This is a genomic window from Nocardioides sp. YIM B13467 (assembly GCF_042788075.1).
Classification (GTDB): domain Bacteria; phylum Actinomycetota; class Actinomycetes; order Propionibacteriales; family Nocardioidaceae; genus Nocardioides.
Map to the genome: position 1 here is coordinate 2,727,155 of NZ_JBHZPJ010000046.1, position 23,807 is coordinate 2,750,961.

At 70.9% G+C, this 23,807-nt stretch carries 25 protein-coding genes; 6 read left to right on the forward strand and 19 right to left on the reverse strand.

Features of this window, described 5'->3' with window-relative positions:
• Nucleotides 1-54: 54 nt before the first annotated feature.
• Nucleotides 55-1,140 (reverse strand): glycerate kinase, encoded by a 1,086-nt coding sequence (locus ACFX43_RS20130; protein ID WP_378833455.1) that lies wholly within the window; start codon nt 1,138-1,140, stop codon nt 55-57.
• Nucleotides 1,141-1,234: 94 nt separating this feature from the next.
• On the opposite strand from ACFX43_RS20130, the gene ACFX43_RS20135 reads away from it, so the two are divergent.
• Both ACFX43_RS20135 and nadA read left to right on the forward strand, forming a co-directional pair.
• Complete coding sequence (locus tag ACFX43_RS20135) at nt 1,235-2,284, forward strand: DUF695 domain-containing protein (protein WP_378833460.1); 1,050 nt, start codon at nt 1,235-1,237, stop codon at nt 2,282-2,284.
• 63 nt (nt 2,285-2,347) lie between these two features.
• A complete protein-coding gene (nadA, locus tag ACFX43_RS20140) occupies nt 2,348-3,532 on the forward strand; it encodes a quinolinate synthase NadA (protein ID WP_378833467.1) in 1,185 nt (394 codons plus the stop codon).
• Nucleotides 3,533-3,567: 35 nt separating this feature from the next.
• Here the strand turns inward: nadA and ACFX43_RS20145 are convergent, their stop codons facing one another.
• The 16 genes from ACFX43_RS20145 to ACFX43_RS20220 form a co-directional block, all read right to left on the reverse strand.
• Nucleotides 3,568-4,209 (reverse strand): response regulator transcription factor, encoded by a 642-nt coding sequence (locus tag ACFX43_RS20145; protein ID WP_355231118.1) that lies wholly within the window; start codon nt 4,207-4,209, stop codon nt 3,568-3,570.
• Nucleotides 4,206-5,438, reverse strand: a complete 1,233-nt coding sequence (locus tag ACFX43_RS20150) for a histidine kinase (protein WP_378833474.1) — start codon at nt 5,436-5,438, stop codon at nt 4,206-4,208. The genes ACFX43_RS20145 and ACFX43_RS20150 overlap by 4 nt, the downstream gene beginning before the upstream one ends.
• 17 nt (nt 5,439-5,455) lie before the next feature.
• Complete coding sequence (locus tag ACFX43_RS20155; RefSeq protein WP_378833481.1) at nt 5,456-6,805, reverse strand: FtsX-like permease family protein; 1,350 nt, start codon at nt 6,803-6,805, stop codon at nt 5,456-5,458.
• A complete protein-coding gene (locus ACFX43_RS20160) occupies nt 6,805-7,572 on the reverse strand; it encodes an ABC transporter ATP-binding protein (protein WP_378833494.1) in 768 nt (255 codons plus the stop codon). Before ACFX43_RS20160 ends, ACFX43_RS20155 begins: the two co-directional genes overlap by 1 nt.
• Nucleotides 7,573-7,681: 109 nt before the next feature.
• Nucleotides 7,682-9,109 (reverse strand): sensor histidine kinase, encoded by a 1,428-nt coding sequence (locus ACFX43_RS20165; RefSeq protein ID WP_378833499.1) that lies wholly within the window; start codon nt 9,107-9,109, stop codon nt 7,682-7,684.
• Nucleotides 9,106-9,831: a response regulator transcription factor gene (locus ACFX43_RS20170; protein ID WP_378833505.1), complete on the reverse strand. Its 726-nt coding sequence runs from the start codon at nt 9,829-9,831 to the stop codon at nt 9,106-9,108. Before ACFX43_RS20170 ends, ACFX43_RS20165 begins: the two co-directional genes overlap by 4 nt.
• Nucleotides 9,832-9,885: 54 nt before the next feature.
• Nucleotides 9,886-11,781, reverse strand: a complete 1,896-nt coding sequence (locus tag ACFX43_RS20175; protein WP_378833509.1) for an HlyD family efflux transporter periplasmic adaptor subunit — start codon at nt 11,779-11,781, stop codon at nt 9,886-9,888.
• Entirely contained in the window at nt 11,778-12,641 is an 864-nt protein-coding gene (locus ACFX43_RS20180) for a hypothetical protein (RefSeq protein ID WP_378833511.1), read from the reverse strand. Before ACFX43_RS20180 ends, ACFX43_RS20175 begins: the two co-directional genes overlap by 4 nt.
• Nucleotides 12,642-12,672: 31 nt before the next feature.
• Nucleotides 12,673-13,959 carry an ABC transporter permease gene (locus ACFX43_RS20185; RefSeq protein ID WP_378833516.1) on the reverse strand — a complete coding sequence of 429 codons (1,287 nt, stop codon included), beginning with the start codon at nt 13,957-13,959 and terminating at the stop codon, nt 12,673-12,675.
• Nucleotides 13,956-14,678, reverse strand: a complete 723-nt coding sequence (locus ACFX43_RS20190; RefSeq protein WP_378833525.1) for an ABC transporter ATP-binding protein — start codon at nt 14,676-14,678, stop codon at nt 13,956-13,958. The genes ACFX43_RS20185 and ACFX43_RS20190 overlap by 4 nt, the downstream gene beginning before the upstream one ends.
• Nucleotides 14,675-15,952, reverse strand: coding sequence for an efflux RND transporter periplasmic adaptor subunit (locus tag ACFX43_RS20195; RefSeq protein ID WP_378833532.1), 1,278 nt, complete (start codon nt 15,950-15,952; stop codon nt 14,675-14,677). The genes ACFX43_RS20190 and ACFX43_RS20195 overlap by 4 nt, the downstream gene beginning before the upstream one ends.
• Before the next feature lie 99 nt (nt 15,953-16,051).
• Entirely contained in the window at nt 16,052-16,804 is a 753-nt protein-coding gene (locus tag ACFX43_RS20200; RefSeq protein ID WP_378833536.1) for a class I SAM-dependent methyltransferase, read from the reverse strand.
• A gap of 32 nt (nt 16,805-16,836) precedes the next feature.
• Complete coding sequence (locus ACFX43_RS20205) at nt 16,837-17,433, reverse strand: hypothetical protein (protein WP_378833539.1); 597 nt, start codon at nt 17,431-17,433, stop codon at nt 16,837-16,839.
• Between the two features lie 10 nt (nt 17,434-17,443).
• Complete coding sequence (gene htpX / locus ACFX43_RS20210) at nt 17,444-18,352, reverse strand: zinc metalloprotease HtpX (RefSeq protein ID WP_355017991.1); 909 nt, start codon at nt 18,350-18,352, stop codon at nt 17,444-17,446.
• Nucleotides 18,353-18,356: 4 nt separating this feature from the next.
• On the reverse strand, nt 18,357-18,635 hold the full coding sequence (locus tag ACFX43_RS20215; protein WP_378833546.1) for a hypothetical protein: 279 nt from the start codon (nt 18,633-18,635) through the stop codon (nt 18,357-18,359).
• Entirely contained in the window at nt 18,632-19,414 is a 783-nt protein-coding gene (locus ACFX43_RS20220; protein WP_378833552.1) for a PspA/IM30 family protein, read from the reverse strand. Before ACFX43_RS20220 ends, ACFX43_RS20215 begins: the two co-directional genes overlap by 4 nt.
• Before the next feature lie 185 nt (nt 19,415-19,599).
• On the opposite strand from ACFX43_RS20220, the gene ACFX43_RS20225 reads away from it, so the two are divergent.
• Nucleotides 19,600-20,184 carry a DUF3043 domain-containing protein gene (locus ACFX43_RS20225; RefSeq protein ID WP_378833556.1) on the forward strand — a complete coding sequence of 195 codons (585 nt, stop codon included), beginning with the start codon at nt 19,600-19,602 and terminating at the stop codon, nt 20,182-20,184.
• On the opposite strand, the gene ACFX43_RS20230 is transcribed toward ACFX43_RS20225, so the two are convergent.
• Together ACFX43_RS20230 and ACFX43_RS20235 are read right to left on the reverse strand one after the other, a co-directional pair.
• Nucleotides 20,175-20,570, reverse strand: a complete 396-nt coding sequence (locus tag ACFX43_RS20230) for a hypothetical protein (protein ID WP_378833559.1) — start codon at nt 20,568-20,570, stop codon at nt 20,175-20,177. The genes ACFX43_RS20225 and ACFX43_RS20230 overlap by 10 nt on opposite strands.
• Nucleotides 20,570-20,914 carry an STAS domain-containing protein gene (locus tag ACFX43_RS20235; protein ID WP_378833568.1) on the reverse strand — a complete coding sequence of 115 codons (345 nt, stop codon included), beginning with the start codon at nt 20,912-20,914 and terminating at the stop codon, nt 20,570-20,572. The genes ACFX43_RS20230 and ACFX43_RS20235 overlap by 1 nt, the downstream gene beginning before the upstream one ends.
• A gap of 115 nt (nt 20,915-21,029) precedes the next feature.
• Here ACFX43_RS20235 and ACFX43_RS20240 point away from each other — a divergent pair, with 115 nt between their 5' ends.
• From ACFX43_RS20240 to ACFX43_RS20250, 3 genes are read left to right on the forward strand one after another with little or no spacing between them, the layout of a single operon-like run.
• The gene (locus ACFX43_RS20240; RefSeq protein WP_378833572.1) at nt 21,030-21,764 is read left to right on the forward strand and encodes a response regulator transcription factor; all 735 of its coding nucleotides are present in this window, start codon (nt 21,030-21,032) and stop codon (nt 21,762-21,764) included.
• Nucleotides 21,761-23,152 carry an ATP-binding protein gene (locus ACFX43_RS20245; RefSeq protein ID WP_378833576.1) on the forward strand — a complete coding sequence of 464 codons (1,392 nt, stop codon included), beginning with the start codon at nt 21,761-21,763 and terminating at the stop codon, nt 23,150-23,152. The genes ACFX43_RS20240 and ACFX43_RS20245 overlap by 4 nt, the downstream gene beginning before the upstream one ends.
• Nucleotides 23,153-23,157: 5 nt before the next feature.
• Complete coding sequence (locus tag ACFX43_RS20250) at nt 23,158-23,799, forward strand: GerMN domain-containing protein (RefSeq protein ID WP_378833582.1); 642 nt, start codon at nt 23,158-23,160, stop codon at nt 23,797-23,799.
• The last annotated feature ends 8 nt before the right edge of the window (nt 23,800-23,807 follow it).

A 23,807-nucleotide genomic window follows, 5' to 3' on the forward strand; every position in this document is an offset into this window, starting at 1 on the left:
TCCCTGTGCGTGGGTGCGGGTGTGTCTTAAGGCTCAATCGTCGCACATCATCGGTTATTCCCGCTGGTCGGCGGACCACGTTCGGGCCACTCTGGCGGCGACCTGGACCAGGGAGTCGTACGCCTGGCCGAGCGCCTGCTCCTCGCCGACGCTGTCGACGAGCGAGTAGGCGGCGTCGATGCCGAGCGTACGCATCTCCCGCCCGCTCATGCTGACCTTGCCGGCCAGCACGATGCAGGGCCGCAGCGCCTGCTCGGCCAGTCTGGCTACCCCGGCCGGCACCTTCCCGGCCGCGCTCTGCGGGTCGAAGGAGCCCTCACCGGTGATCACCAGGTCGGTCCGGGCGGCCAGCTCGGGCAGCCCCAGCAGGTCGGCGACGACGTCGAACCCCGGCCGCCGGGTGGCACCGAGGAGCAGCAGCGCGAACCCGATCCCGCCGGCCGCCCCCGCGCCCTTCTCGGTCGCGGTCTTACGCGATGTGGCGGCGGCCAGGTCCTGGAGCACACCGTCCCAGCGGGGCATGGTCTCCTCGGCCAGCCCCTTCTGCTCGCCGTAGACCTTGATCGCGCCGAAGAGCCCGGTCAGCGGGTTGTCCACGTCGCTGGCGATCACCATCTCGAGGCCGAGCGGCTCGGGGAGCGTGACCTCGGTGATGCCCTCGAGTCCGGCGACACCGGCATCGAGCGGCCGGTCCGCAGTGGCGCCGAGCGCGGCGAGCAGCCCCGCTCCCCCGTCACTGGTGCCCGAGCCGCCGAGGCCGATCACGACCCTGCTCGCGCCGGCGTCGCGGGCGGCGAGGAGCAGCTGGCCCACTCCGTACGAGCTCGCCTGCTCCGCTCCCTTCCCACCGGTCAGGTGCACGCCGGCGGCCTGGGCCGACTCGACGTAGGCGGTCTCGCCGTCGACCAGCACCTGCGCGGTCACCGGCTCACCGTGCGGGCCCCGGACCTCGACCTCGTGGAGGTCGCCACCGAGGACGTCGTGCAGCAGCTCGAGGAATCCCGGTCCGCCGTCCGCCATCGGCGCGAGCGAGAGCTCGTCGCGGGGCGCCGTACGCCGCCAGCCCTCCGCGATCGCGGCGGCCGCCTGGGCGGCGGTGAGTGTGCCTGCGTACTTGTCGGGGGCGATCAGCACTCGCATGGCCGAAACCTACCCGCGCACGGAAGCACCAGGTGTTCCACCTGACGTTTTCAGTGTCGTAACCATTCCGCATGCGTCGCGTTAAGGTCGTTTCGTGCGGATCTTCGGGCGGCGCGGCGCCGGCGACTCAGAGACCAGGCGGATCAGCGGCTTCTGGAGCTGGTGGGCCCAGAAGGGCGCTCTGGCCTGCGGTGCGGCGCTGGACGCCGACGACCAGGACGCTCTCGTCGCACTGCTGGCCAGACGGATCGACGCGATCGAGGCCGGTCTGAGCTGGGAGGTCGGCCCCGGGCCGTTGGGCGGCCGGCTGCTCGTCGTCTCGGCCGGCGGCAACCCTGACCATCGTGCGCTGGCACGCCGCTGGCTGCTCGCCGCCCCCGAGCCCGACGGCGTCTCACTCTGGGAGTTCAGCGACCAGCGCCCGCCCGTCGACGATCCGGTCGAGGCGGTGCTCACCACCCCCGGCGGCGCCGCGATCCGGCTGGCCGACGTGCTCGTCACCGCCCGGCAGAACGGCGCTCACTTCGACCTCACCCTCTTCCACCCGGCCTTCTCCGACCTCGCCGACGACGCCCGTCTCCAGGTCGCCTTCCACGCCCTCGACACGACACTGGGCGAGTCCAGCACCGAGCTGTGGATCGGCGAGGTCGATACCACCACCGCCCGACCCCGCGACGGCTTCGGGCTCGACGGGCTGCGCGTCGCCGTACGCAACCTCCGCAAGGAGTACGTCGACCCCGACGGCAACCCGGCCTGGGTGCTGCTCCACGGGGAGAGCCCCCAGGGGCCGGTGATCGCGAGCGCGGTCGTGCCCCTGCACCCGGTCACCGCCCCCAATCTGACCCATCATGTCGGCGTGGTGGTCCCCTACATCGGCTTCGCCGAGCGGGGCCTCCCCTCGGCCGACGCCCTTCGCGAGCTCGGTCAGCTCGAGGACCGGCTCGCCTCGACCCTCGGCCCCGACGGCCGCGTCGTGGCGCACGAGACCACCAACGGCGTACGCCTTCTCCACGCCTACGTCGACCCCACCACCTCGGCCCCGCAACGGCTCGAGGAGACGGTCGACGGCTGGGTCCACGGCGACGTCGTCACCCGGGTCGACACCGACCCGGCGTGGGATGCCGTACGCCCGCTGCGGGCCTGATCCATACCACCATGTGACCCATGCCACGAGGGCGCCGAGCCGTCGACATGTATTATCGTCATCATGACGACTGTCGACCTCCCGCTGCTCCCCCTGGGGCGTGGCACCGACCTGAACTCCGAGCGTGGCGTCGAGTGCCCCGGCGATCTGCCGGCCGCCTCCGACCCCGACCTGGTCAAGCGCGCGCTCGCCGCCAAGGAGAAGCTCGGCGAGAAGGTGTTCGTCCTCGGACACCACTACCAGCGCGACGAGGTCATCCAGTTCGCTGACGTGACCGGGGACTCCTTCAAGCTCGCGCGCGACGCCGCCGCCCGGCCGGACGCGGAGTACATCGTCTTCTGCGGCGTGCACTTCATGGCCGAGTCGGCCGACATCCTCACCTCGCCCTCGCAGGCGGTCATCCTGCCCGACCTCGCAGCCGGGTGCTCGATGGCCGACATGGCGCGCCTGGGCCAGGTCGAGAAGGCCTGGGAGGCGCTCTCCGAGGCGGGCGTGGCCGAGCAGGTCGTGCCGGTGACGTACATGAACTCCTCCGCCGACATCAAGGCGTTCTGCGGGCGCCACGACGGCGTCGTGTGCACCTCCTCCAACGCGCAGGCCGTGCTGGAGTGGGCCTTCGACCAGAAGGACGATGCCAAGGTCCTCTTCTTCCCCGACCAGCACCTCGGCCGCAACACCGCCGTCCTCAAGCTCGGTGTGTCTCTGGGCGACTGCGTGGTCTGGGACCCGCTCAAGCCCGGTGGCGGCCTCAGCGCCGAGGAGCTGCGGGCGGCGAAGGTGATCCTGTGGAAGGGCCACTGCTCGGTCCACGGCCGCTTCTCCCCCGACACCATCGACGACCTGCGCGCCGAGATCCCGGGTGTGCAGATCCTGGTCCACCCCGAGTGCCAGCACGAGGTCGTCCTCAAGGCCGACCTGGTCGGCTCGACCGAGTTCATCATCTCGACCATCGAGGCCGCTCCCGCCGGCTCGGCCTGGGCGATCGGCACCGAGCTCAACCTGGTCAAGCGCCTCGCCGACGCCCACCCGGACAAGCGGATCGTCTTCCTCGACCGCACCGTCTGCTACTGCTCGACGATGAACCGCATCGACCTCCCCCACCTCGTCTGGGCCCTCGAGTCCCTGGTCGAGGGTCAGGTCGTCAACCGCATCGAGGTCGACCCCGACACCGAGCGCTACGCCAAGCTCGCCCTCCAGCGCATGCTCGACCTCCCCGGGCTCAGCCCAACTCAGGCACAGGACGACTGACTCGTTCGTCCGCCCGGCGCCGAGAAGGCGCCGGGTCAGGTGTCGTTGAGCCAGGCCAGGACGGCGAGCACGCGACGGTTGTCGTCGCTCGCCTGGGGCAGGTCGAGCTTGGTGAAGATGGAGCTGATGTGCTTGCCGACGGCCTTCTCGGTGACGAAGAGCCGGGCGGCGATGGCGGCGTTGGAGCGCCCCTCGGCGATCAGCGTCATCACCTCGCGCTCCCGCTCGGTGAGCCGGTCGAGCGGGCGTTCGCGGCGGGTGAGGAGCGCGGCGACGACCTCAGGGTCGAGGACGGTCCCGCCGCCGGCGACCTGGCGCACCGCCCCGAGGAAGGCGTCGACGTCGGCGACCCGGTCCTTGAGCAGGTAGCCGACCGCGCCCTCTCCCCCGGCGAGCAGGTCGCGCGCGTAGAGCGGCTCCACGTACTGGCTCAGCACCAGCACCGGAAACCCCGACCGCGCCTGTCTGACCTCGATCGCCGCGGTGATGCCCTCGGTGGTGAAGGACGGAGGAAGACGTACGTCGACCACCGCCGCGTCCACGTCTGGCCGGACCAGGGCCCGAGCCAGGGCGGGAGCGTTGTCGACGGCCTCGACGACCTCGATCCCGCCCGCTTCGAGGATCCGGGTGAGGCCGACGCGGAGCAGCGCCTGGTCCTCGCCCAGGACCACCCTCAGATCCGGCAAGGCACCTCCAGGGTGATCAGGGTCGGACCGCCGGAGGGGCTCTCGACCTCGACGGTGCCGTCGAAGGCGGCCAGCCGGGTCGCGACCCCGGCGAGCCCGTGCCCGGTCGCGTCGGCGCCGCCGCGGCCGTTGTCGCCCACGACGATACGCAGCCGCTGCCCGTTGTGGCTGCCGCGTACGAACGCCCGGTCGGCACCGGAGTGCTTGACCGCGTTGGCCAGGCACTCGGCCACCGCGAAGTAGGCCGCCGACTCGACCGGGTCGGGCAGGCGCCCGGGCAGCTCGATGGCGACGGTGACCGGCAGCGGCAGTCCGGCGGTGAGGGCCTGGACGGCTCCCACGAGGCCACGGTCGGCGAGCACGGGTGGCAGGATGCCGCGTACGACTCCACGCAGGTCCTCCAGCGCGGACACCGTGGTCTCGCGGGCCTCGCGCAGCAGCGCCGCGGCGGCGTCCGGGTCGGTCGCCATCAGCTTCTCGGCCAGCCCGACGCTCATCCCGACGGCGGCGATCCTGGCCTGGGCGCCGTCGTGGAGGTCACGCTCGATGCGGCGCAGCTCGGCCGCCGAGTGGTCCAGCGTCTCGGCACGCGTCGACTCGACCTTCTCCACCCTGGCGGCCAGCGTGGCGGCCTGTCCCTGACCGAAGATGCCGCGCTCGGCCAGCGCCCGCGCCCGGACCAGGCCCGGGGTCGTCACCCACCACGCCAGCAGCAGGGGACCGGTGAGCAGGAGCAGCAGCCAGGCCACCCAGGTGATGCCGGTGAACGCCAGGATCAGCCAGGTCAGCGGCACGGTCAGGAACGCCGCGGGCAGCAAGGAGAGCACGAAGCCCCCGGTCGCCGAGAAGCAACAGAAGGCGAAGTCGCGCCAGCGCGCCTTGTCCCGGAGCCACCGGAACGGCCGGGCGAGGACCGGCAGCGCACTCAGGTCCGCGTACGTCTCCGGGATGGTCTCCCCGAGGAGCATCCCGCTCACCCGACGATGCACCCCAGCGACGGCCTGGGTGGCCGGCACCGCACCCAGGGCGATCCCGATGCCGACCCCGAACACCAGCCCGAGCGGGATCGAGAGCACGGTGAGGATCGCCAGCACCAGGGCGGGGGCCATCATCAGGGCATAGCCCAGCGACAGTCCGGTCAGCCGGAGCCGCTCGACGAGCGCCTGCCCGCTGAACGGCTCCGGTCGCACGGTCCGGATCGGTGCGTCCCAGTCGGTCATCAGGAGTGAGCGTGACATCAGCGGGCGCCGGACGTCGTGCGTAATGCCCGGCTCGTCGCGCCGGCCGCGGAGGCCAGCGTGAGCACCACGGCACCGGCGATCAGCAGGGGCGGCAGCCAGAGCTGCGCGTCGGGGACCAGGCCTTCACCACGGACGTAGGCGAACGGGACGATCGTCGCCTGGGCGGCGAGCAGCCCGACGACGGTGCCGACCGCGGCGACCACGCCGGCCTCGGCGAGGATGGAGCCGCGCACCTGACCTGGAGTGGCGCCGAGCAGCCGCAGCCTGTGCAGCTCCAGGCGGCGGTCGGCGAGGAGGGCGGCGAAGGCGTTGACGACCATGATCGCGGCGAACGCGCAGATCATCGCGGTGACGACGTTGTTGAGCAGGTTGGCCGTCTCGAAGCCCTCAGCGACCTCCGGGGGCAGACCGGTGGGCAGCGTTCGCTCGTCGATCCCGACCAGCATCAGGATGCTGACCGCGGCCGCGGAGAGCACCATCACCGGAGCGAGCACCCCTGCAAGCAGGTGCGACCTGCGCGAGGTGTTGTACGCCGCCAGGTGACCGCTCGTGCCGCCCAGCAGCGGCCGCAGCACCCAGCTGCCGGCCCGCAGCAGCAGCGGTGCCAGCGCCGCGAGACCCACCGCGACCACAAGGCCGAGGGAGCCGGTCATCGCCATCGCCTCAGACGGGTCAGCGGCGTCCTTGCCCGTGGCCATGGTCATCGCGACCATGGACGCGGCGAGGCCGACAGCGACCACGGCCACCACCCAGCGCCACCAGGCGATCCGACCGGTGCCCGTCCTGGCTTCGGAGAGGGCGACCGTCGCCGGTCCCCGGGAGGCACGTGACCCGGCCATGCCGGCGGCGGCCAGGGAGACGAGCACGAGCAGGACGACCGTCGCGGCGAGCGCGGCCCAGCCGCCCGAGTGGGCGACCTGCTCGCTGACGACGCCGCCGGACTGCAGCAGGTCGAGGAGCGCTCGGCTGGTCAGGCTCGCCACGACGGCTCCGAGGACGGCGGCGACGAGTGCGACCAGGAGAGTCTCCGCCCGCACCAGGGCGCGGACCTGACGGGGCTCGGCACCGACGGTGCGCAGCAGACCGATCTCGACCTCGCGCTGCCGGACGGTGACCCCGACGGTGGAGACGATCGAGAAGAGCGCGATGACGGTGCCCCAGGCTCCGACCACTCCCCCGAGGATGAGCAGGGTCTCCCGCTCGGCGCTCGGCGTGCCGGGTTCGAGGGCGACCTGGATCAACGGCGTGAACGACCCCATCACGGCCGTGCCCAGCAGGATCGCGACGAAGGTCGCGGTCATGGCGGTGGCGCGGTGGCGCAGCGAGCGCAGTGCCAGGGTCAGCATCACACGAGCTCCTGCTCGGTCCGGGCGGTGAGCTCGTCGAGATGTGCCATCTGGCCGGCGACGGCCTCGGCGGCGGGGTTCTCCATCCGCCCCACGGCACGGCCGTCGACGAGGAAGACCACGCTGTCCGCGTACGCAGCGGCGACCGGGTCGTGGGTCACCATCACGACGGTCGCGCCGAGCTCGCGGACGAGGCTCCGGAGCAGGGCGAGCACCGAGGCCGCCGTGTGGGAGTCGAGGGCTCCGGTGGGCTCGTCGGCGAGGACGATGTCGGGACCGGTCACCACCGCCCGGGCGATCGCGACCCGCTGCTGCTGGCCGCCGGAGAGCTGTGCCGGCAGGTGGCCGATGCGATCGCCGAGGCCGACGCGGTCGAGCAGCTCGCGGATCCGGCGGCGGGCAGCCGCGTCGATCCGGCTCCCGGCCAACCGCAGCGGCAGTGCGACGTTCTGCTCGGCGGTCAGGTAGGGCAGCAGGTGGAAGCCCTGGAAGACGAACCCGATCCGCTCGCGGCGCAGCCTGGTCCGGTGCGCCTCGGTCAGCTCGGTGACGTCCTGGCCGGCGATGACGACCCGGCCGCCCGTCGGCTGCTCCAGCGCTCCGGCGCAGGTCAGGAAGGTGGACTTGCCGGAGCCGGAGGGCCCCATCACGGCGGTGAAGGTGCCCGGCGCGCAGGCCAGGTCGAGTCCGTTGAGCGCGTGCACGGCGGCCGCACCGGCGCCGTAGGTCCTGGTGAGGCCGGTGACCTCGAGGGCGGGTGTGGTCATGGGTGGCTCCTGGGGTTTCGGGTGGCTGATGTCACCCTTCGACGCTAAGGAACCTGCCGCTCACCCACGATGGGCCCAAGGAGCCGACCCGGGTAGGGAAAACCCCACCTCATCCTTCGGCCGAGCGCGGGAGGCGTACGGCGATCGTGGTGTCTCCGGGGGCGCTGGTGAGGGTCACGGTGCCGCCGTGGGAGGTGACGATGGCGTGGACGAGCGCGAGGCCGAGACCGGCGCCGCCGTCACGCTGACGGGCCTCGTCGGCGCGGGTGAAACGCTCGAACGCGCGCGGGACCAGGGCCGGAGGGAAGCCGGGGCCGTCGTCGTGGACGTCGAAGCCGTCAGGACGTACGCGGACGGTGACCGTGGTGCCGGCGGGCGTGTGCCGGCGCTCGTTGGTGAGCAGGTTGCTGATCACCTGGTGGAGGCGCTGGGCGTCGCCGGTGACGATCACCTCGGCGCCACCGGAGTCGGCGTCGGCCGGTAGCTCGAGCCGCCAGGTGTGCGAGGGGTCGACGACACGGGCGTCGTCGACGGCCTCCAGGAGGAGCCGGGTCAGGTCGACCGAGTCACGAGCGAGCGGGCGGCCCTGGTCGAGGCGCGCGAGCAGGAGCAGGTCCTCGACCAGTGCGGTCATCCGCAGCGACTCCTCCTCGACCTTGCCGAGCGCCGTCGGGACCGCTTCGGGTCGCTGCTGCGCCAGCTCGGTGTAGCCGCGGATGGTGGTCAGCGGGGTGCGCAGCTCGTGGGAGGCGTCGGCGACGAACTGGCGTACCTGCTGCTCGCTGCGGTGACGTTCGGCCAGCGAGGTCTCGACGTGGTCGAGCAGCGAGTTGAGCGCGGCGCCGACCTGGCCGACCTCGGTGTCCTCGTCGGTGAGCCGCTCGGGCACCCGCTCGGTCACCGAGACCTCGCCGGAGGAGAGCGGCAGGGCGGCGACGGTGTGCGCGGTGGCGGCGACCTCGCGCAGCGGGCTGAGCTGGCGGCGTACGACGACATAGCCGGCGCCCGCGGCGGCCAGGACACCGAGCAGGGTCAGCAGGGCCTCCCAGAAGATCAGGCTCTCGATCGTGTTGTCGACCTCGTCGGTCGATTGGCCGGTGACGAAGACCACCGTCTGACCGAGGGCGGGGGTGAAGACGGACTGGGCGATCACCCGGTAGGTGCCACGGTCGGGCAGCTCGATGTCGTGGGGGCGCGCGTCGACGCGTACGTCCGCCATCAGCTCCAGGTCAGCGGCGCTGAGCGACTCCATCTGGTTCGGGTCGAAGTCGCCGAAGTTGCCCTGCGCCTCACCGTTCTCGGGGAATGCCGCGATGACCGAGTCCGGTCCGATGTTGAAGTCGCCGCGCCGGCCCGGGTCGGCCACTCCGCGAGCCATGTCGTGTACGTCCCGGTCAAGACGGTCCATCAACGTCTCGCGCAGCGCGATCGTGGCGAAGGTGGCGATCAGGAGCGAGACGACCAGCACCAGGGCCACCGCGGTGATGACCAGGCGCGAGCTCAGCGGCGCGACCAGTCGCTTCAGCCGCTCGTTCACTCAGCGGCCTTCAGCACATAGCCCGCGCCGCGCATGGTGTGGATCATCGGGTCCCGCCCGGCGTCGATCTTCTTGCGCAGGTAGGAGATGTAGAGCTCGACGACGTTGGCCTGGCCACCGAAGTCGTAGGACCAGACCCGGTCGAGGATCTGGGCCTTGGACAGCACCCGGCGGGGGTTGCGCATCAGGAAGCGGAGCAGCTCGAACTCGGTGGCGGTGAGCGGGATCTCCTCCTCACCGCGGTGCACCTCGCGCGAGTCCTCGTCCATCGTCAGGTCGCCGACGCGGATCACCGAGTGCTCCTCGACCCGGGTCGCGCCGGCCCGCCGCATCAGCCCACGCAGCCGGGCGACGAGCTCCTCGAGCGAGAACGGCTTGATCACGTAGTCGTCACCGCCCGCGGTGAGCCCGGCGACCCGGTCCTCGACCGCGTCCTTGGCGGTGAGGAAGAGGACGGGTACGGCCGGGTTGGTCGACCGCACCCGGCGCAGGACCTCGAGCCCGTCGAAGTCGGGCAGCATCCAGTCGAGCACGATCGCGTCGGGGGCGAAGTCGCGGGCGGCGCTGACGGCCTTGGTGCCGGTGTGTGCCGCTGACACCTCCCAACCCTCGTAGCGCAGTGCCATCGCGATCAGCTCGGCGATATTGACCTCGTCGTCCACGACGAGAACGCGAAGGGGCGACCCGTCGAGGCGAGTCATGTCGGGGGTGGCGGCGGTCATGTCACCCATACTCCACCGCGAAACTGTGTGAACCCTGTGTAGCCTCTGTGCGTGTCATCTGGACGGCGGACCACCACCAGGGAAGCCGCCACCACCGCCGGAGAAGCCTCCAGACCCGCCTCCGGTGCTGAAGGCACCGCCGCCGCCGGAGGAATCGTCCGTGGTCGGTAGCGGGGTCGAGAGGTCGGCCAGCACGATCTCATCGCCCGCATCGATCCCTTCGGTCACCTCGACCGTGGTCGTACCCGTGAGGCCGGTGGTGACGCGTACGCTCTCAGGGTTCCCGTCCTTGTCGAGGACGGTCACGGCGCCGTTGGAGACGGCCGAGGCCGGGACGGTGAGTACGTCCTCGGCGGCGCCCAGGACGACCTCGACCGTCGCGGTGTTGCCGGCGAGCAGGTCCAGGCCCTCCTCGTCGAGCGTCACGGTCACCGAGAACACGCTGCTGCCCGAAGACGTGTCCGGCACCTTGCCGACCAAGGTGACCTTGCCGGGCAGGTCCTTGTCGACACCGGCCGGGGAGACCGTGGCCGTCTGACCCATCTGCAGCTTGCTCAGCTGCGCGGACGTGACCTCCAGCTCGACGCTCGTCAGTCCCTCGGCGATCACCGTGACCGCAGCGGCACCGGCGCTCACCGAGGAGCCTTCGCTCACGTCCACGGCGGCGACCGTGCCGTCCGCGGGAGCCTTGATCACCGCGGCTGCCAGCGCTGCCTTGGCGTCGATGACATCGACCTTGGCCTGGTCGATCTCTGCCTGGTCCTGGGCGATCGTCGCCGCCGTGACCGACTGGCCGGCGCCGCCCATACTGCCCTCGGCGCCGCCCTCGGCGCCGCCTTCCGCGCTGCCCTGGCCCTCCATGCCCTTCGGCGGGGTGCCCGCACCGCTTTGACCCTCCATGCCCCCTTGCTCCTGCTGGCCGGACATCTCTCCGCCGGGCTGGCCGGTGCCGCCCTGGGCACCGCTCCCCTGGGAACTCCCAGGCTGCCCCGATGACGAGCCGCCGGGAGTGCTGCCGCCGGTGCCACCGCCGCTCCCGGCGGAGACGAGGAGGTCGTTGAGATCAGCGCTCGCCTCGGCGAGCTTCGTGCCGGCGGCGTCCACCGCCTCCTTGGCCCGGGTCACGGAGCCCTGCGCAGAGCTCAACGCACCTTGTGCCTCACCGACGTCACCTTGCGCCTTGTCCTTGGCGCCGACGGCCTTGTCGAGGTCACTGCTGCACGTCGCAGCGTCGCCCTCCACGCCGCAGGTCGTCTTGGCGCTCTCCAGCGCCGACGAGAGCTCACCGAACGTGCCGTTGTCGGTCAGGCCCTGCAGCTTGTCGATGGCCGTCTCCAGACTCGTGTTCGCCTTCTCGAGCTCGCTGCTCGTAGTGCTGAGCTCCGTCTGGGCATCGGTGACCTTCGTCTGCAGCGCCTTGATCTGGGCGACGACGTCGGTGTCGCTGACCACCGTCGCAGTCGTGGTGGTGCCGGTCCATACCGCGGTCACCGCGCCGCCCGAGGAACCAGTGGTGGTGCTCGACGGGCTGGTCGTTCCCGATGAGGAGGACGAGGTGGTCGAAGAGACCCCGGAGACCTGAGCCTCCTTGTCGGACTCCAGCTGCGCCTTGGCTGCGGCGAGGGACGCCTCGGCCGTCTTGAGGTCCTTCTTCAGCGAGGTCTTGTCCAGCTTGGCCAGGGCCTGGCCCTCCTTGACGGTCGCGCCCTCCTCGAGGACCGAGGCCACCGTGCCACTGGTGCCGAAGCTGAGGTCGGCGCGGCCGTTCGGCGCGACCGTCCCGGAGAGCGAGAGGGTCTGCTCGACGTCGCCCGTCGAGGCCGCCGCGAGGCGGTAACCGTCGGCTGGGTCCGTCAAGGCGGCGTACGCCACGTAGCCACAGCCGGCGAGCACCGCCAGCGTCGCCACCCCCGAGGTGGCCTTGACCCAGCGAGCCGCGGGCCGCCTCACGACGACGCCCCGTCCTGCGAGCCGCCGCCACCGCCCGGGAAGCCACCGCGACCGAAGCCGATGGAGCACTCTCCGTCGACCGCGTCGGAGACCTCGATCCGCTCGGCGCTCACCGCGCCGGTGTCATCGGAGGTGCCGGTGGCGGTGACGCAGCGCCCGATGGTCAGCGCAGTGGCGTCGGCCGTCTTGGTCGTCGTCACCGTGGTCTCGCCGGTCGTGGTCACCGTCACCGACGTGGTCTCGGGCTCAGCGCCCTCCTCGGCCTGCGGGTCGAAGCTCATCGCGGCGACGGTGATCGTGTCGCCGGAGACGGCGGTAACCTCACCCGACGTACCGAACCTGCCACCGGCTCCCGGACCACCTGAGGGCATCCCGCCCTCCGGCATGCCCGACGGCATCCCGCCCTCCGGCATGCCCGACGGCATCCCACCCTCGGGCATCCCCGAGGGACGGCCACCCCCGAAACCGCCCTGGCAGGACCCGTCGCTCTTCTCGGTGACCCGGACCGACCCAGCGGTCACCACGGTGTCGGAGCTCTCCGAGCCGTCGGCCGGGGTGACCGTCACGCACAGCCCGGCCTTCACGTCGGAGAGGCTCCCGGCGACCTGCTGGCTGATCGTGGTCTCGTCGGTGTAGGTCACGGCCGTCTGGCTGTCGTTGCCCTGCACCTGGATGGTGGAGCCGTCGGCCGCGGCGATCTTGCCGGAGGCTCCCGGCATCCCGCCGCCCTGGCCGCCGCCCTGTTGACCGGACCCCTGAGTGTCGGCCGCGGGCGGGTCCTGCCCCGTGTCGTCGGAGCCGCAGGCGGTGAACATGAACAGCCCGCCCACGGCGATGGCTGCCAAACAGATGCGCTTCACAAGTTTTCCTTCGTACGTCGAGATGGGTGCGTCACTCGCTGCGGAGTGCGTCGATCGGGGTCAGGCGCGCGGCGCGGGTCGCGGGGTAGACCCCGAAGCCGATGCCGAGCGCGAGGGAGGTGGCCAGGGCGGCGACGGTGGCCACCAGGGAGAGCGAGACCGGTTGGTCGATCAGGTCGGGCAGGCCCCACGCGCCGACGGAGGCGATGATGATGCCGACCACCCCACCCGCCAGGCCGAGAAGAGAGGCCTCGACCAGGAACTGGTTGCGGATCACCGACGGGGTGGCGCCGAGCGCCTTGCGCAGCCCGATCTCGCGGATCCGTTCGGTGACCGAGACGAGCATGATGTTCATGACGCCGATGCCGCCGACGAGCAGCGAGATCGCCGCGATGCCGCCGAGGAGGACCGTGAGGGTCTCGTTGGTGGCGTTGGCGGTCTCGACCAGCGAGTCCTGCGACGAGATGGTGAAGTCGGCATCGGCCGCGCTCACGTCGTGCAGGTTGAGCAGCAGCGCGTTGATCTCCTGGTACGCGGCCGAGAGACCCTCCTCCGAGGACGCCTCCACGTAGATCGTGGACACGCTGGAACTGGAGGATCCGGTCAGCGCCTTCGCCGTGCTGATCGGGGTGACCGCGGTGTCGTCCTCGGTCGAACCAGACGAGGAGGAGCCGCTCGAGGCGAGCACGCCGATCACGGTCAGCTGGGTGCCGCCGACGCTCACGGTCTGCCCGACCGGGTTGGCCGGTCCACTGAACAGCTCCGCGGCGGTGTCGGAGCCGAGCACGACCACCTTCGCCCCTCGAGAGACCTCCTGTGAGGTGAAGAAGCGTCCAGAGGAGAGCTCCCGCTGGCGTACGTCGGGCCAAGAGGTGGTGGCACCGACGAGCGACGTGGTCCAGTTGGTCGTGCTGGTGTCGAGCAGCGTGTTGGACGAGGTCACCGGGGCCACTCCCTTCACGTCCGGCGCCGCCTCGTCGTCCGCGATGGCGTCGGCGTCCTGGAGGGTCAGCGTGGACGCGGACCCGAACCCGCCGCGTACGCCCTCGGAGCTGATCGTGCTGCCCGGGGAGACGATCAGGAGGTTGCTGCCCAGTGCGCTGATCTGCGACTTCACCTGGTCCTGGGCACCCTGGCCCAGGCCGACGGTGAGAATGACCGAGGCGATTCCGATCACGATGCCGAGCATGGTCAGCATCGACCGCAGCCGGTGGGAGCGGACCGCGTCCCAGGCGGTGCGGAAAGTCTCGGCCCAGCTCATGCCCGTCGGCGTCCGCGCGGCGACCGAGGTGTCGCGACGTCGTCCCGTGATCCTCATCGCGCCCCCACCAGGTCGTCGGCGGTGATCAGGCCGTCACGGATGGTCAGGTTTCGGCTGGCCCGGGCCGCGACGTCGTGCTCGTGGGTGATCAGCACGATCGTGCGGCCGCTGCCATGGAGCTCGTCGAGAAGACCGAGCACGGCCGTGGTCGAGCCGGAGTCGAGGTTTCCGGTGGGCTCGTCGGCCAGGATGATGTCCGGCTCGGTGACCAGCGCCCGGGCCACGGCGACCCGCTGCTGCTGACCGCCCGAGAGCTCACCGGGCCGGTTGTCGACCCGGTCACCGAGGCCGACGCGCGTGAGTGCCGCCACGGCACGCTCGCGCCGCTCGGCCCTGCCCAAGCCGGCGTACACCAGCGGCAGCTCGACGTTTCGCCAGGCCGCCAGGCTCGGCAGCAGGTTGAACTGCTGGAACACGAAGCCGATCCGGCGGTTGCGTACGTGGGCGAGCTCGGTCTCCGACATCGTCGAGACGTCCTCGCCCCCGAGGTGGTAGCTCCCCTGCGTGGGTACGTCGAGGCAGCCGAGGATGTTCATCAACGTCGACTTTCCCGACCCCGATGGGCCGACCACGGCGACGTACTCTCCCGCCGTGATCCGCATATCGACCCCACGCAGTGCCTCGAACTCGATCGAACCGGAGTGGTAGGTCTTGCGTACGCCCTCCAGCGACACCACCGCTTCGGTGGGCTCGGGGATCACGTCGAACGCGCTCACTGGCCACCGCCGCCCGGGAAGCCGCCGCCGCCGGGGAAACCGCCGCCGCCCTCGAAACCGCCGCTGGGGAACTCGCCGCCGCCTGGGAAGCCGCCTTGACCGCCCTGACCTCCCTCGCCGCCACCGGTGGGCCTGGTGAACCCCCGCATCTCGACGCTGTCGCCGTCCTCGAGTCCCTCGGTGATCTCGGTCGTGGCGCCGTACACCTCGCCGATCTTCACCTCGGTCTTGACCGCCTTCCCGTCGACGACCTTGTCCACGTACGTCTTGTCGTCCTCGGTCCGGATGGCGGCGCTGTTCACGGTGAGCACGTTCTCGCGCTGCTTGACCGTGATCGCTGCGGTGACGCTGGTGCCGGGATAGACGTCCTCGACGTCGCCGGTCACCGCGATGGTGACCGGGAACACCGCGGCGCCGGTCGAGCTGGACTCGGCGACCTGCCCGATCGTGGAGACGGTGCCGTAGATGTCCTCCTCTGCTCCGTTGAGGGTGAGCGTGGCCTGGAGCCCCTGCTTCACCGTGGCCGCGTCGTCGGCGCTGACGGTCGCCTCGACGACGAACGAGTCGGTGGAGACGACCGTGACGGTGCCGCTCGAGTCGGTGGCGCTGTCGCTCGAGGAGTCCGATCCTGAGTTGGTGGCCCCGGGCATACTCCCGCCGCCTCCGGCAGCGCTGTCGCCCGAGCCGGAGCTGCTGCTGGAGGATGAGGAGCCGGAGCCGACGGTGTCGCCGACCTCGATGTCGAACGCCGTCACGGTGCCGGAGATGGTGGAGCGCAGAACGGCGTCCTTCACCGCCTGCCGAGCGCTCTCCAGGTCAGCCTCGGCGGAGACCACGGCGGCCTCGTCAGAGGCGAGCTGTACGTCGGAGGCACCCGAGTCCTGATCGGTCTCGTGCTGCTCCTGAGCAGCTGTCAGCGCGGACTCCGCCGCAGTGCGGGACGCGATCAGCGACTCGTCGTCGACCTCGGCGAGCGGCTGGCCCTTCTTGACGACGTCGCCCTCGGCGACGTGCACCTTCGTCACCGTGCCCGAGACCTCGAAGGTCAGGTCGGCGGTCTCGGCCGCCTCGACGGTGCCGCTGGCCGACACCGTCTGCTTCACGGTGCCCGAGGACGCCTGCACCGTCATGGTCTGGGACTGCGTGGTGTCCTCGCGGGTGAGCGCCCAGGCGCCCGCTCCGCCACCGACCACCACTGCCGCCACCCCGGCTGCGAGCAGGATCCGGGCCGTACGTCCCAGCCTCCGCCACCGCTCCGTGAGTCTCTTGCGCACCACACTGCCTCTCTCCTACGCCCCGGCGGCGCCGGAGGCCTGACGAGAGGACTGTCGTGTGCGTGGCTATGCGGGAGGTCGGCTCCGGCTGTGGGGAGCCTATGAATCAGGCGCGTCGTCGGCCCGGCGGGCGGTGTGGACCATCAGGTCCGCACGCACCTCCACCTGCTCGGGGAGGACCGCGGCCAGGTCGGCGAAGAGTGCGGACCGGTCGGCGGCCGAGAGGAGCCGGATAGCGGAGATGGTGTCGAGGTGGCGCACGTAGTCCGCACGGGCAAGGGTGAAACGGCGCGGCACCTCCCGCTGACGTACGTCGCACAGCCGGTCGTCGGCCAGCATCTCGTCTCCGGGGAACAGCATCGGCGCGTCAGCCGCGGACGGCGGCGGCAGGTGGCGTCCCTCCGGGGCGTACGCCGCGATCATCTCGTCCTCGATGACCGCGACCTCGTCGTCGGCCAGCACGAACGGGCCGCCGAAGAAGGCCACCGCTCCCCCGTCGCGGACCAGGGCGGTGGCCAGGTCCCACCGCGTCGCCGGTGCCGTCCAGTGCCAGGCGGCGGCCGCGTAGAGCAGGTCGAACGGCTCGTACGCAGCCGGGTCGAGCTCCTCCAGAGCAGCGTGCACGGTGGTCACCGGCAGGCCTGCGCACTCGCGCCGGAGCACGCCGAGCATGTCCGCGTCGGGGTCGGTGGCGACCACCTCGATCCCGGCGGCCGCGAACGTCCGGGTGGCCTTCCCGGTGCCGGCACCGATCTCGATCGCCCGTCGCACCGGACCGTCGGCGACCTCGCTCACCAGCGCGACCAGATCCTCGGGGTAGCCGGGACGGAAGCGCTCGTAGTCCTCCGCCACCGCTCCGAAGCTCCGTGCCCGTTCCATAGGTCTCAGAGCCCGGGGGCTCCCCAGACGGCGAGCCAGCGGGAGAGGTCCTTCTCGACCGGCAGATCGCCCTCGATCGCGCTGCGGACGTTGATCTCGAGCAGGTTGTCGCGCTGCTGCGGGCCGGTCGGGACGAACGGGTAGAAGGTGCCCTGCTTGTAGAGGTAGATCAGGCCGACGCTGCGCCCGTCGGCGCCCGTGCTGTCACGAAAGGCGATCAGCGAGCAGAGCAGCCCCGGGCCGAAGCCGTTCATCTCCAGGGTGGTGTTGACCGCGTGGAGGTCGGTGACCAGGCCGGTGATGTCGGGGTTGTCCGGGTCCAGCGGCTCGTGGTCGACGCTGAGCCAGGTGAAGCCGAACTCGTCGACGCTCGTGGTCACCGTCGGCGCGCCCTCGGAGGCACCGAGCAGCTCGACGATGTCGCTCTGCGTGCCGGCGAACCCTGCGCCGGCCGCGGCCCGGTAGCAGACCGCTCCGTCGCCGGTCGGGACCAGCCCGAGCGAGGTCTGCATGGTGAGCGCGGCGGTCGGCACCGCGAACAGTGCGTCGAGGTTGGCCTGCTTCGGTCGCGTACGACCCGTGATGACGTCCCAGAAGCCCACGTCGCCGACCCTACTGGGTCGGGCGGCCGAGCTCGGCCTCGATCCGGGCGAGCTGCTCCAGGCGCTGCTCCAGCGAGGGGTGCGTCGAGGTGAGCGTACGCAGCGACTGGCCGCTGATCGCCGGCGCGATGAAGAACGCGTTCATCGCCTGCGACGACCGCAGGTCCCGGCTCGGGATCGCGGAGATCTCACCGGTGATCTTCTGCAGCGCACTGGCCAGCGCGCCCGGCTTCATGGTCAGCTGCGCGCCGGCCCGGTCGGCGGCCAGCTCGCGGTAGCGCGACAGCATCCGCAGCAGCAGCCACGACACGGCGTAGACCGCCAGCGAGACCAGCAGCACCACCAGCCAGACCGGGAGACCGTTGTTGTTGTCGCGGCGGCCGCCACCTGCGTACGCACCGTACTGGGAGCCGCGGCTCAGCATCCCGGCCACGATGCCGGCCGAGGAGGCGACGGTCATCACCAGCACGTCGCGGTGGGCGACGTGGGAGAGCTCGTGGGCGAGCACGCCCTCCAGCTCCTCGGCGGTCAGGCGCTGCATGATGCCGGTGGTCACCACGACCGCGGACCGCTTCGGCGATCGGCCGGTGGCGAAGGCGTTGGGCATGTCGGTGTGCGCGATCCCGACCCGCGGCTTCGGCATGTCGGCCAGCGTGCACAGCCGGTCGATCATCGCGTGCAGCTCGGGCGCCTCCTGGGCCGACACCTCGCGCGCGCCCATGGCGCGCATGGCGAGGGTGTCGGAGGCGTACCACTGCCACCAGGCGATGCCGAGCCCGACGATGCCGATGATCGGCGCCCACTGCGCGGGCATGACGAACATCAGCGCCACGATGAGCCCGACGAACAGCGCGCCGAGCAGGAACATCACCGTGGTCATCCGGACGGTCAGCCCGGCATCACCCTGGAAGCGTGACATGTTTCTAACCGGGGATGAGGCCCTCGTCGCCGAGCATCTCGGAGACCTCGGCGAGCGTGGAGCCGGGTCCGGGAATGATCAGGTCGGAGGAGTCGATCGCGTCGATCGGGTGGGCGGTGCCCAGCGAACGTACGCCATCGAGCAGCGCCTCCAGGGCCGCGTCGAAGACGGCCGCGTCGGTGCCCGCGCAGGCGGCCTCGACCGCGGCGTCGAGCTCGTTGAGCTTGTCCACGGCGGCCTCGTCGAGGTCGTACTGCCCCTCGCCCAGGATGCGTACGATCACTGCTCGGCCTTCTTCTCGGTCGACTCCACGTCGATGACCGGCGCGTTGGCGTCGGCACCGGGCAGCGCCTGGGTCTGCTGCGGGGCGTTGATGCCCTTGAGCGCGGCGAGCTCGGCCTCGACGTCGCTGGTCGAGCTGAGCGCGTCGAGCTGGCGGGTGATGTCGTCGGAGGGACCGGCGGTGAGGTCGTCGAGGGCACCGGAGGCGAGCAGCTCGTCGACGGCGCCGGCGCGAGCCTGCATTTCCAGGGTCTTGTCCTCGGCACGCTGCATGGCCATGCCGACGTCGCCCATCTCCTCGCCGATGCCGGAGATCGCCTCGTTGATGCGGGTCTGCGCCTCGGCGGCGGTGTAGGTCGCCTTGATGGTCTCCTTCTTGGTGCGGAAGGACTCCACCTTGGCCTGCAGTCGCTGCTGCGCGAGGGTGAGCTTCTCCTCCTCGCCCTGGAGGGTGCCCAGCTGGGTGTTGAGGTCGTTCATCTGCTGGGTGAGACCGCTCTTGCGCGTGAGGGCCTCGCGGGCGAGGTCCTCACGGTTCATCTCGATGGCCTTCTGGGCCTGCTGGGTGAGCTTGTCGGACTGCTGCTTGAGCCCGTTGATCTGCAGCTCGACGCGCTTGCGGCTGGTCGCGACGTCCGCGACACCGCGGCGCACCTGCTGCAGCATCTGAAGCTGCTTCTGGTAGCTGTAGTCGAGCACCTCCCGTGGGTCCTCGGCCTTGTCGAGCGCCTTGTTTGCCTTCGCCTTGAAGACCAGGCTCAGCCGCTTCATCACACTCATCGGTTCCCTTTACGCCTCTCATATGCGGCCGACCGCCGGCCGCCCCGCGTCGTCGCTTGCCGCTGGACTCTCGTCGTCCTAGGACAAGTGTTGCCTCTCACCTTAGGCCGGGTCCACAAAACTCGCTGTCAGGGTCCTTCGGGATATCCTGTATGTGTCCCAGCCAACAGTAAGAGGTCCCTCCGTTGTTCGGTCGTAAGTCCCCCGCCCCGCAGGTCGTCGAGCCCGAGAACCCGGTCAAGGAGACCGGTAAGGGTCGTCCGACTCCTTCGCGCAAGGAAGCGGAGGCGGCCCGCAAGGCGCGCCTCAAGCAGCCGCGCTCCCGCAAGGAGATCAACGCCGCCAACCGCGCCCAGCGCTCCGAGCAGGGCGACAAGATGCGCCAGGCGATGAAGACCGGCGACGAGCGCTACCTTCCGCTGCGCGACAAGGGCCCGGTCAAGCGGTTCATCCGCGACTGGATCGACGCCCGGTTCACCTTCGCCGAGATCGTGCTCCCGGTGCTGATCATCGCGCTCGTGGTGCCCTACATCAGCCTCGAGCTGGCGATGTACTCCCAGCTCTTCACCCTCGTCGTGATGGCCACCGTGATCATCAACCTGATCGCGCTGCGCTTCCTGCTCCGCAAGGAGCTCAAGCGCCGCTTCCCGGACAACGACCTCAAGGGCACCACCTACTACGCGATCATGCGCGCCATCCAGATCCGCCCGCTGCGCCTGCCCAAGCCGCAGGTCAAGATCGGCTCCCAGCTCCCCGACGACTACCGCTGAGGCTCGCCGGACCCGGGAGGGTCCTCGATCTCGCAGATCAGGCTGGCGCCGCCGGCGCGGTGCTGGAAGCTCCAGGCGCTGGCCAGATCGGTGAGCTTGTCGGCGATGAAGGGCTCCGGCGCCGCTGCGGGCATCGAGGTGAGGGTCCAGACCGTGGCGAGCTCGACCCGGGTCGGCGTGCGCCACGCCAGCTTGACCCAGATCTCGCCGGGCAGGTTCGAGATGGCCACATGGACGCCGAAGGCGGCGAGCACCTCGAGCCGGTTGGCGGCGCGGTCGCCGACGACCCGTGAGTCGGTCCACGCCCGTACCTGGCTCATCGCCTGGTCCGGCGTCAGCAGATCGACTGCATCCTCGCGGTCGGTCTCGTGGACGTGGTTGCTCATCAGTTGACCTTTCGGGTGGGGGTTGGTGTTGCCGGAGCCGTCTGGATGTCCCAGATGGTGTCGAGGCCCCCTCGTCTGAGCCGTCCGGCAAGCGCCGGATCGGCGTTCCGGAGACGCAGGGGCACGCCACGCGTCCCGCAGCGCCGCTTGGCCCACAGCAGCGCCGCGACGGTCGTCGAGGAGAACTTGGTCAGACCTGCCAGGTCGACCACGACTGCCTCAGGACCGCCCGCGAGCATCTCCGCCAGCCGCCAGCGCAGGTTGTGGATCGCCCGCAGGCAGGTGGCGTCCGAGAACGGGACGACGACGGTCTCGTCGACCGGGTAGAAGTCCGCCTCGCTCATGTCCCCCACACTGCCCAGGATGTATGGAGGTCCTTTCGCAGTTTCGTGTCAGTTTCGTGTCACTTCGGGGGGGCAGGCAGCAACGGGTCTGTGCCCTGACCGCTCGGGTGAGACGATGCGAGACGTGCAAGAGGCAGCGAAGCGAGTGCTCATCCTGGAGGACGACTACGGGCTGCGTACCTCCCTCCGACTCTTCTTGGAGCAGGAGGGTTACGCGGTCGGTGAGGCAGACGACGCCGAGGTCGCCCTCGATCTCGACGCCGTCGAGCCGTTCGACGTCATGCTCGTCGACCTGATGCTCGGCGGCATCGACGGATTCACCTTCATCCGCAGCGTGCGCCCGCGGACCACCGCTCCGATCATCGTGATCAGCGCTCGCGACGGCGCCAAGGACGTGATCGCGGCGCTCGAGGCGGGAGCCGACGACTACGTCCGCAAGCCGTTCGACGTCGCCGAGGTCAGGGCCCGGATCAAGGCCGCCCTGCGGCGCCCGGACTACCCACTCGTGCCCTCTTCGGGTGGCTACACCCCGATCGGGGGCATCGTGCTCGACTCGACGGACGGACCGCTGGTCTTCGACCCGGCGGCCGCCACCCTGCGCCGCGGTGCGGAGGACCTGCATCTCACCAGCACGGAGTTCAAGCTCCTGCTGGCGCTGACGGCCAGCCCCGGCCGGGTGATGACCCGCGAGAACCTGGTCAGCCAGATGTGGCCGGAGGGTCACCACGGCGACGTCCGGGTCGTCGATGTGCACGTCAGCCGGTTGCGCAACAAGGTCGACAGCGACCCGGCGGCCGGCGGCGTCATCTCGACGGTCCGCGGACTGGGCTACCGGCTGGATCCGCGATGATCCGGTGGCCGGCCAGGCGCGGGCTGCGCGCCAACGTCGTGGCGGCGTTCGCTGCCGGCGCACTGCTGATCAGCCTGATCCTCGCCTTCAGCACCTACTTCTCGGCGCGTCACTACCTGATCGTCCAGCGCGAGCGGAACGCACTGCAGCAGGCCTACATCGACGCTGCCCTGGTCAAGGAAAGGCTGCGCACGAACGGCGTGAACGTCGCCGAGGTCCTGTCCGAGATCGCCCCGCCGAGGCGCACCACGGTCTTCGTCCACCAGGACGGCCAGTGGTACTCCTCCGATCTCACCACGAGGGTCCACGACGCCACGAGCAACGTCGCGACCAGCGTCGAGGCCGGAGACGTGGCGCTGTCCTGGACCGACACCGGCGGCCGGCCCAACGTCGTGGTCGGCGTCCCGCTCGAAGGGGTCGACGCCGACTACTACGAGGTCACCCACGCCAAAGAGCTCAGCGAGACCCTCGACACGATGGGTTACGCGCTCGCGATCTCCGCGGCCATCACGACCCTCGCCGGCGGAATCCTGGGGTGGTACGCGGCCCGGCGGGTGCTGCGGCCACTGCGGCAGGTCGCGCTGGCCGCCGCCCGAATCTCCGCCGGAGAGCTCGACACCCGGGTCGAGGCGACCGACGACCCCGATCTGGCCACGCTCACCGGGTCGTTCAACACCATGGTCGACACCGTCGTCGAGCGCCTCGACCATGACGCCCGCTTCGCGGCCGACGTCAGCCACGAGCTTCGTACGCCGGTCGCCACCCTCACCACCAGTCTCGGTGTCCTGCAGGGCGACAGCACGCTCTCGCCAAGCTCGGCGACCGCCGTCGGGCTGATGGCCGGCGAGCTGGACCGGTTCCGCGGTGCGCTCGAGGACCTGATCACGCTGGGACGACTCGACGCGGGCGTGCGCGAGTCGGAGTGGGAGGTGCTGGGTGTCGCGGACCTGGTCGCCGCGACCCTTGCCGAGGCCGAGATCGGCGGCAGGGCCACCGTCGACGTCCCCGCGGACCTCGCGATCTATGCCGACCGGCTCCAGGTGCACCGTGCGCTGGCCAACCTGGTGCGCAACGCGGAGACCCACGGTTGCGGCCTGACCGCGGTGCGCGCGATCGCACGCCGCGGCTACGCCGAGATCCATGTCACCGACTCCGGTCCCGGCGTCCCCGCCGCCGAACGAGAACGCATCTTCGACAGGTTCGCCCGGATGGGCGCCCGCGGCGCGACCACCGGGAGCGGGCTGGGGCTGAGCATCGTCGAACAGACCGCGCAGCTCCACGACGGCTCGGTCTGGTGTCGCGAGGCCGACTCCGGCGGCGCCGACTTCGTGCTCTCCTTCCCGCTGGCGCCCACGGCGAGGACCGCCTCGGGTCGAGAGGCGACATGAGGGCGGTGCGTACGTCTTGGGCGGCGGGCGCCGCCGGCCTCCTCCTGCTCGCGGTGGTGTCGTGCGGAGTCCCCGACGACGACGAGGTGCGCACCGTCGACCCTTCGGACGTGCCGTACCACCTGCTCGAGGACGTGTACGACGTCCCCTCTGGCGCGGCGAACGGTCACGCCGGTCCCCGGCTCTACTGGGTCGACGCCGAGGACCGGCTCGTCGGCCGGCCCGCGGCGAGCTTCTGCGCGAAGACCCTCGCGGGTGTCGCCAGGGACATCCTCGGCCAGCTCGGCGACGGGCCCTCGGCGCGCGACCTGGGCTCCGGCCTGGGCACGGCCCTGCCGCCGGACAGATGGCTGAAGCTCGTGGCGATAACCCACCGCACCGCCCACCTCCGCGTCTCCATCGACGACACGATCGCCACCAACCGGGTCGTGCTCGCAACGGCGCAGACGGTGCTGTCGCTGACCTCGATCCCCGGCGTGGACCGGGTGGAGATGGAGTACGACGCCGGGCCGCTCCAGGTACCGCGGTCCTCGGGTGAGCTCGCCGACGGACCGTTGCGGCACGACGACTATCGCAGCCTGCTCGCCGACCCCGCCGAGCAGCCCAAGGACGAGCCGCTCGAACCCGGCGACCTCTGCCCGGGCTGACCTGACGC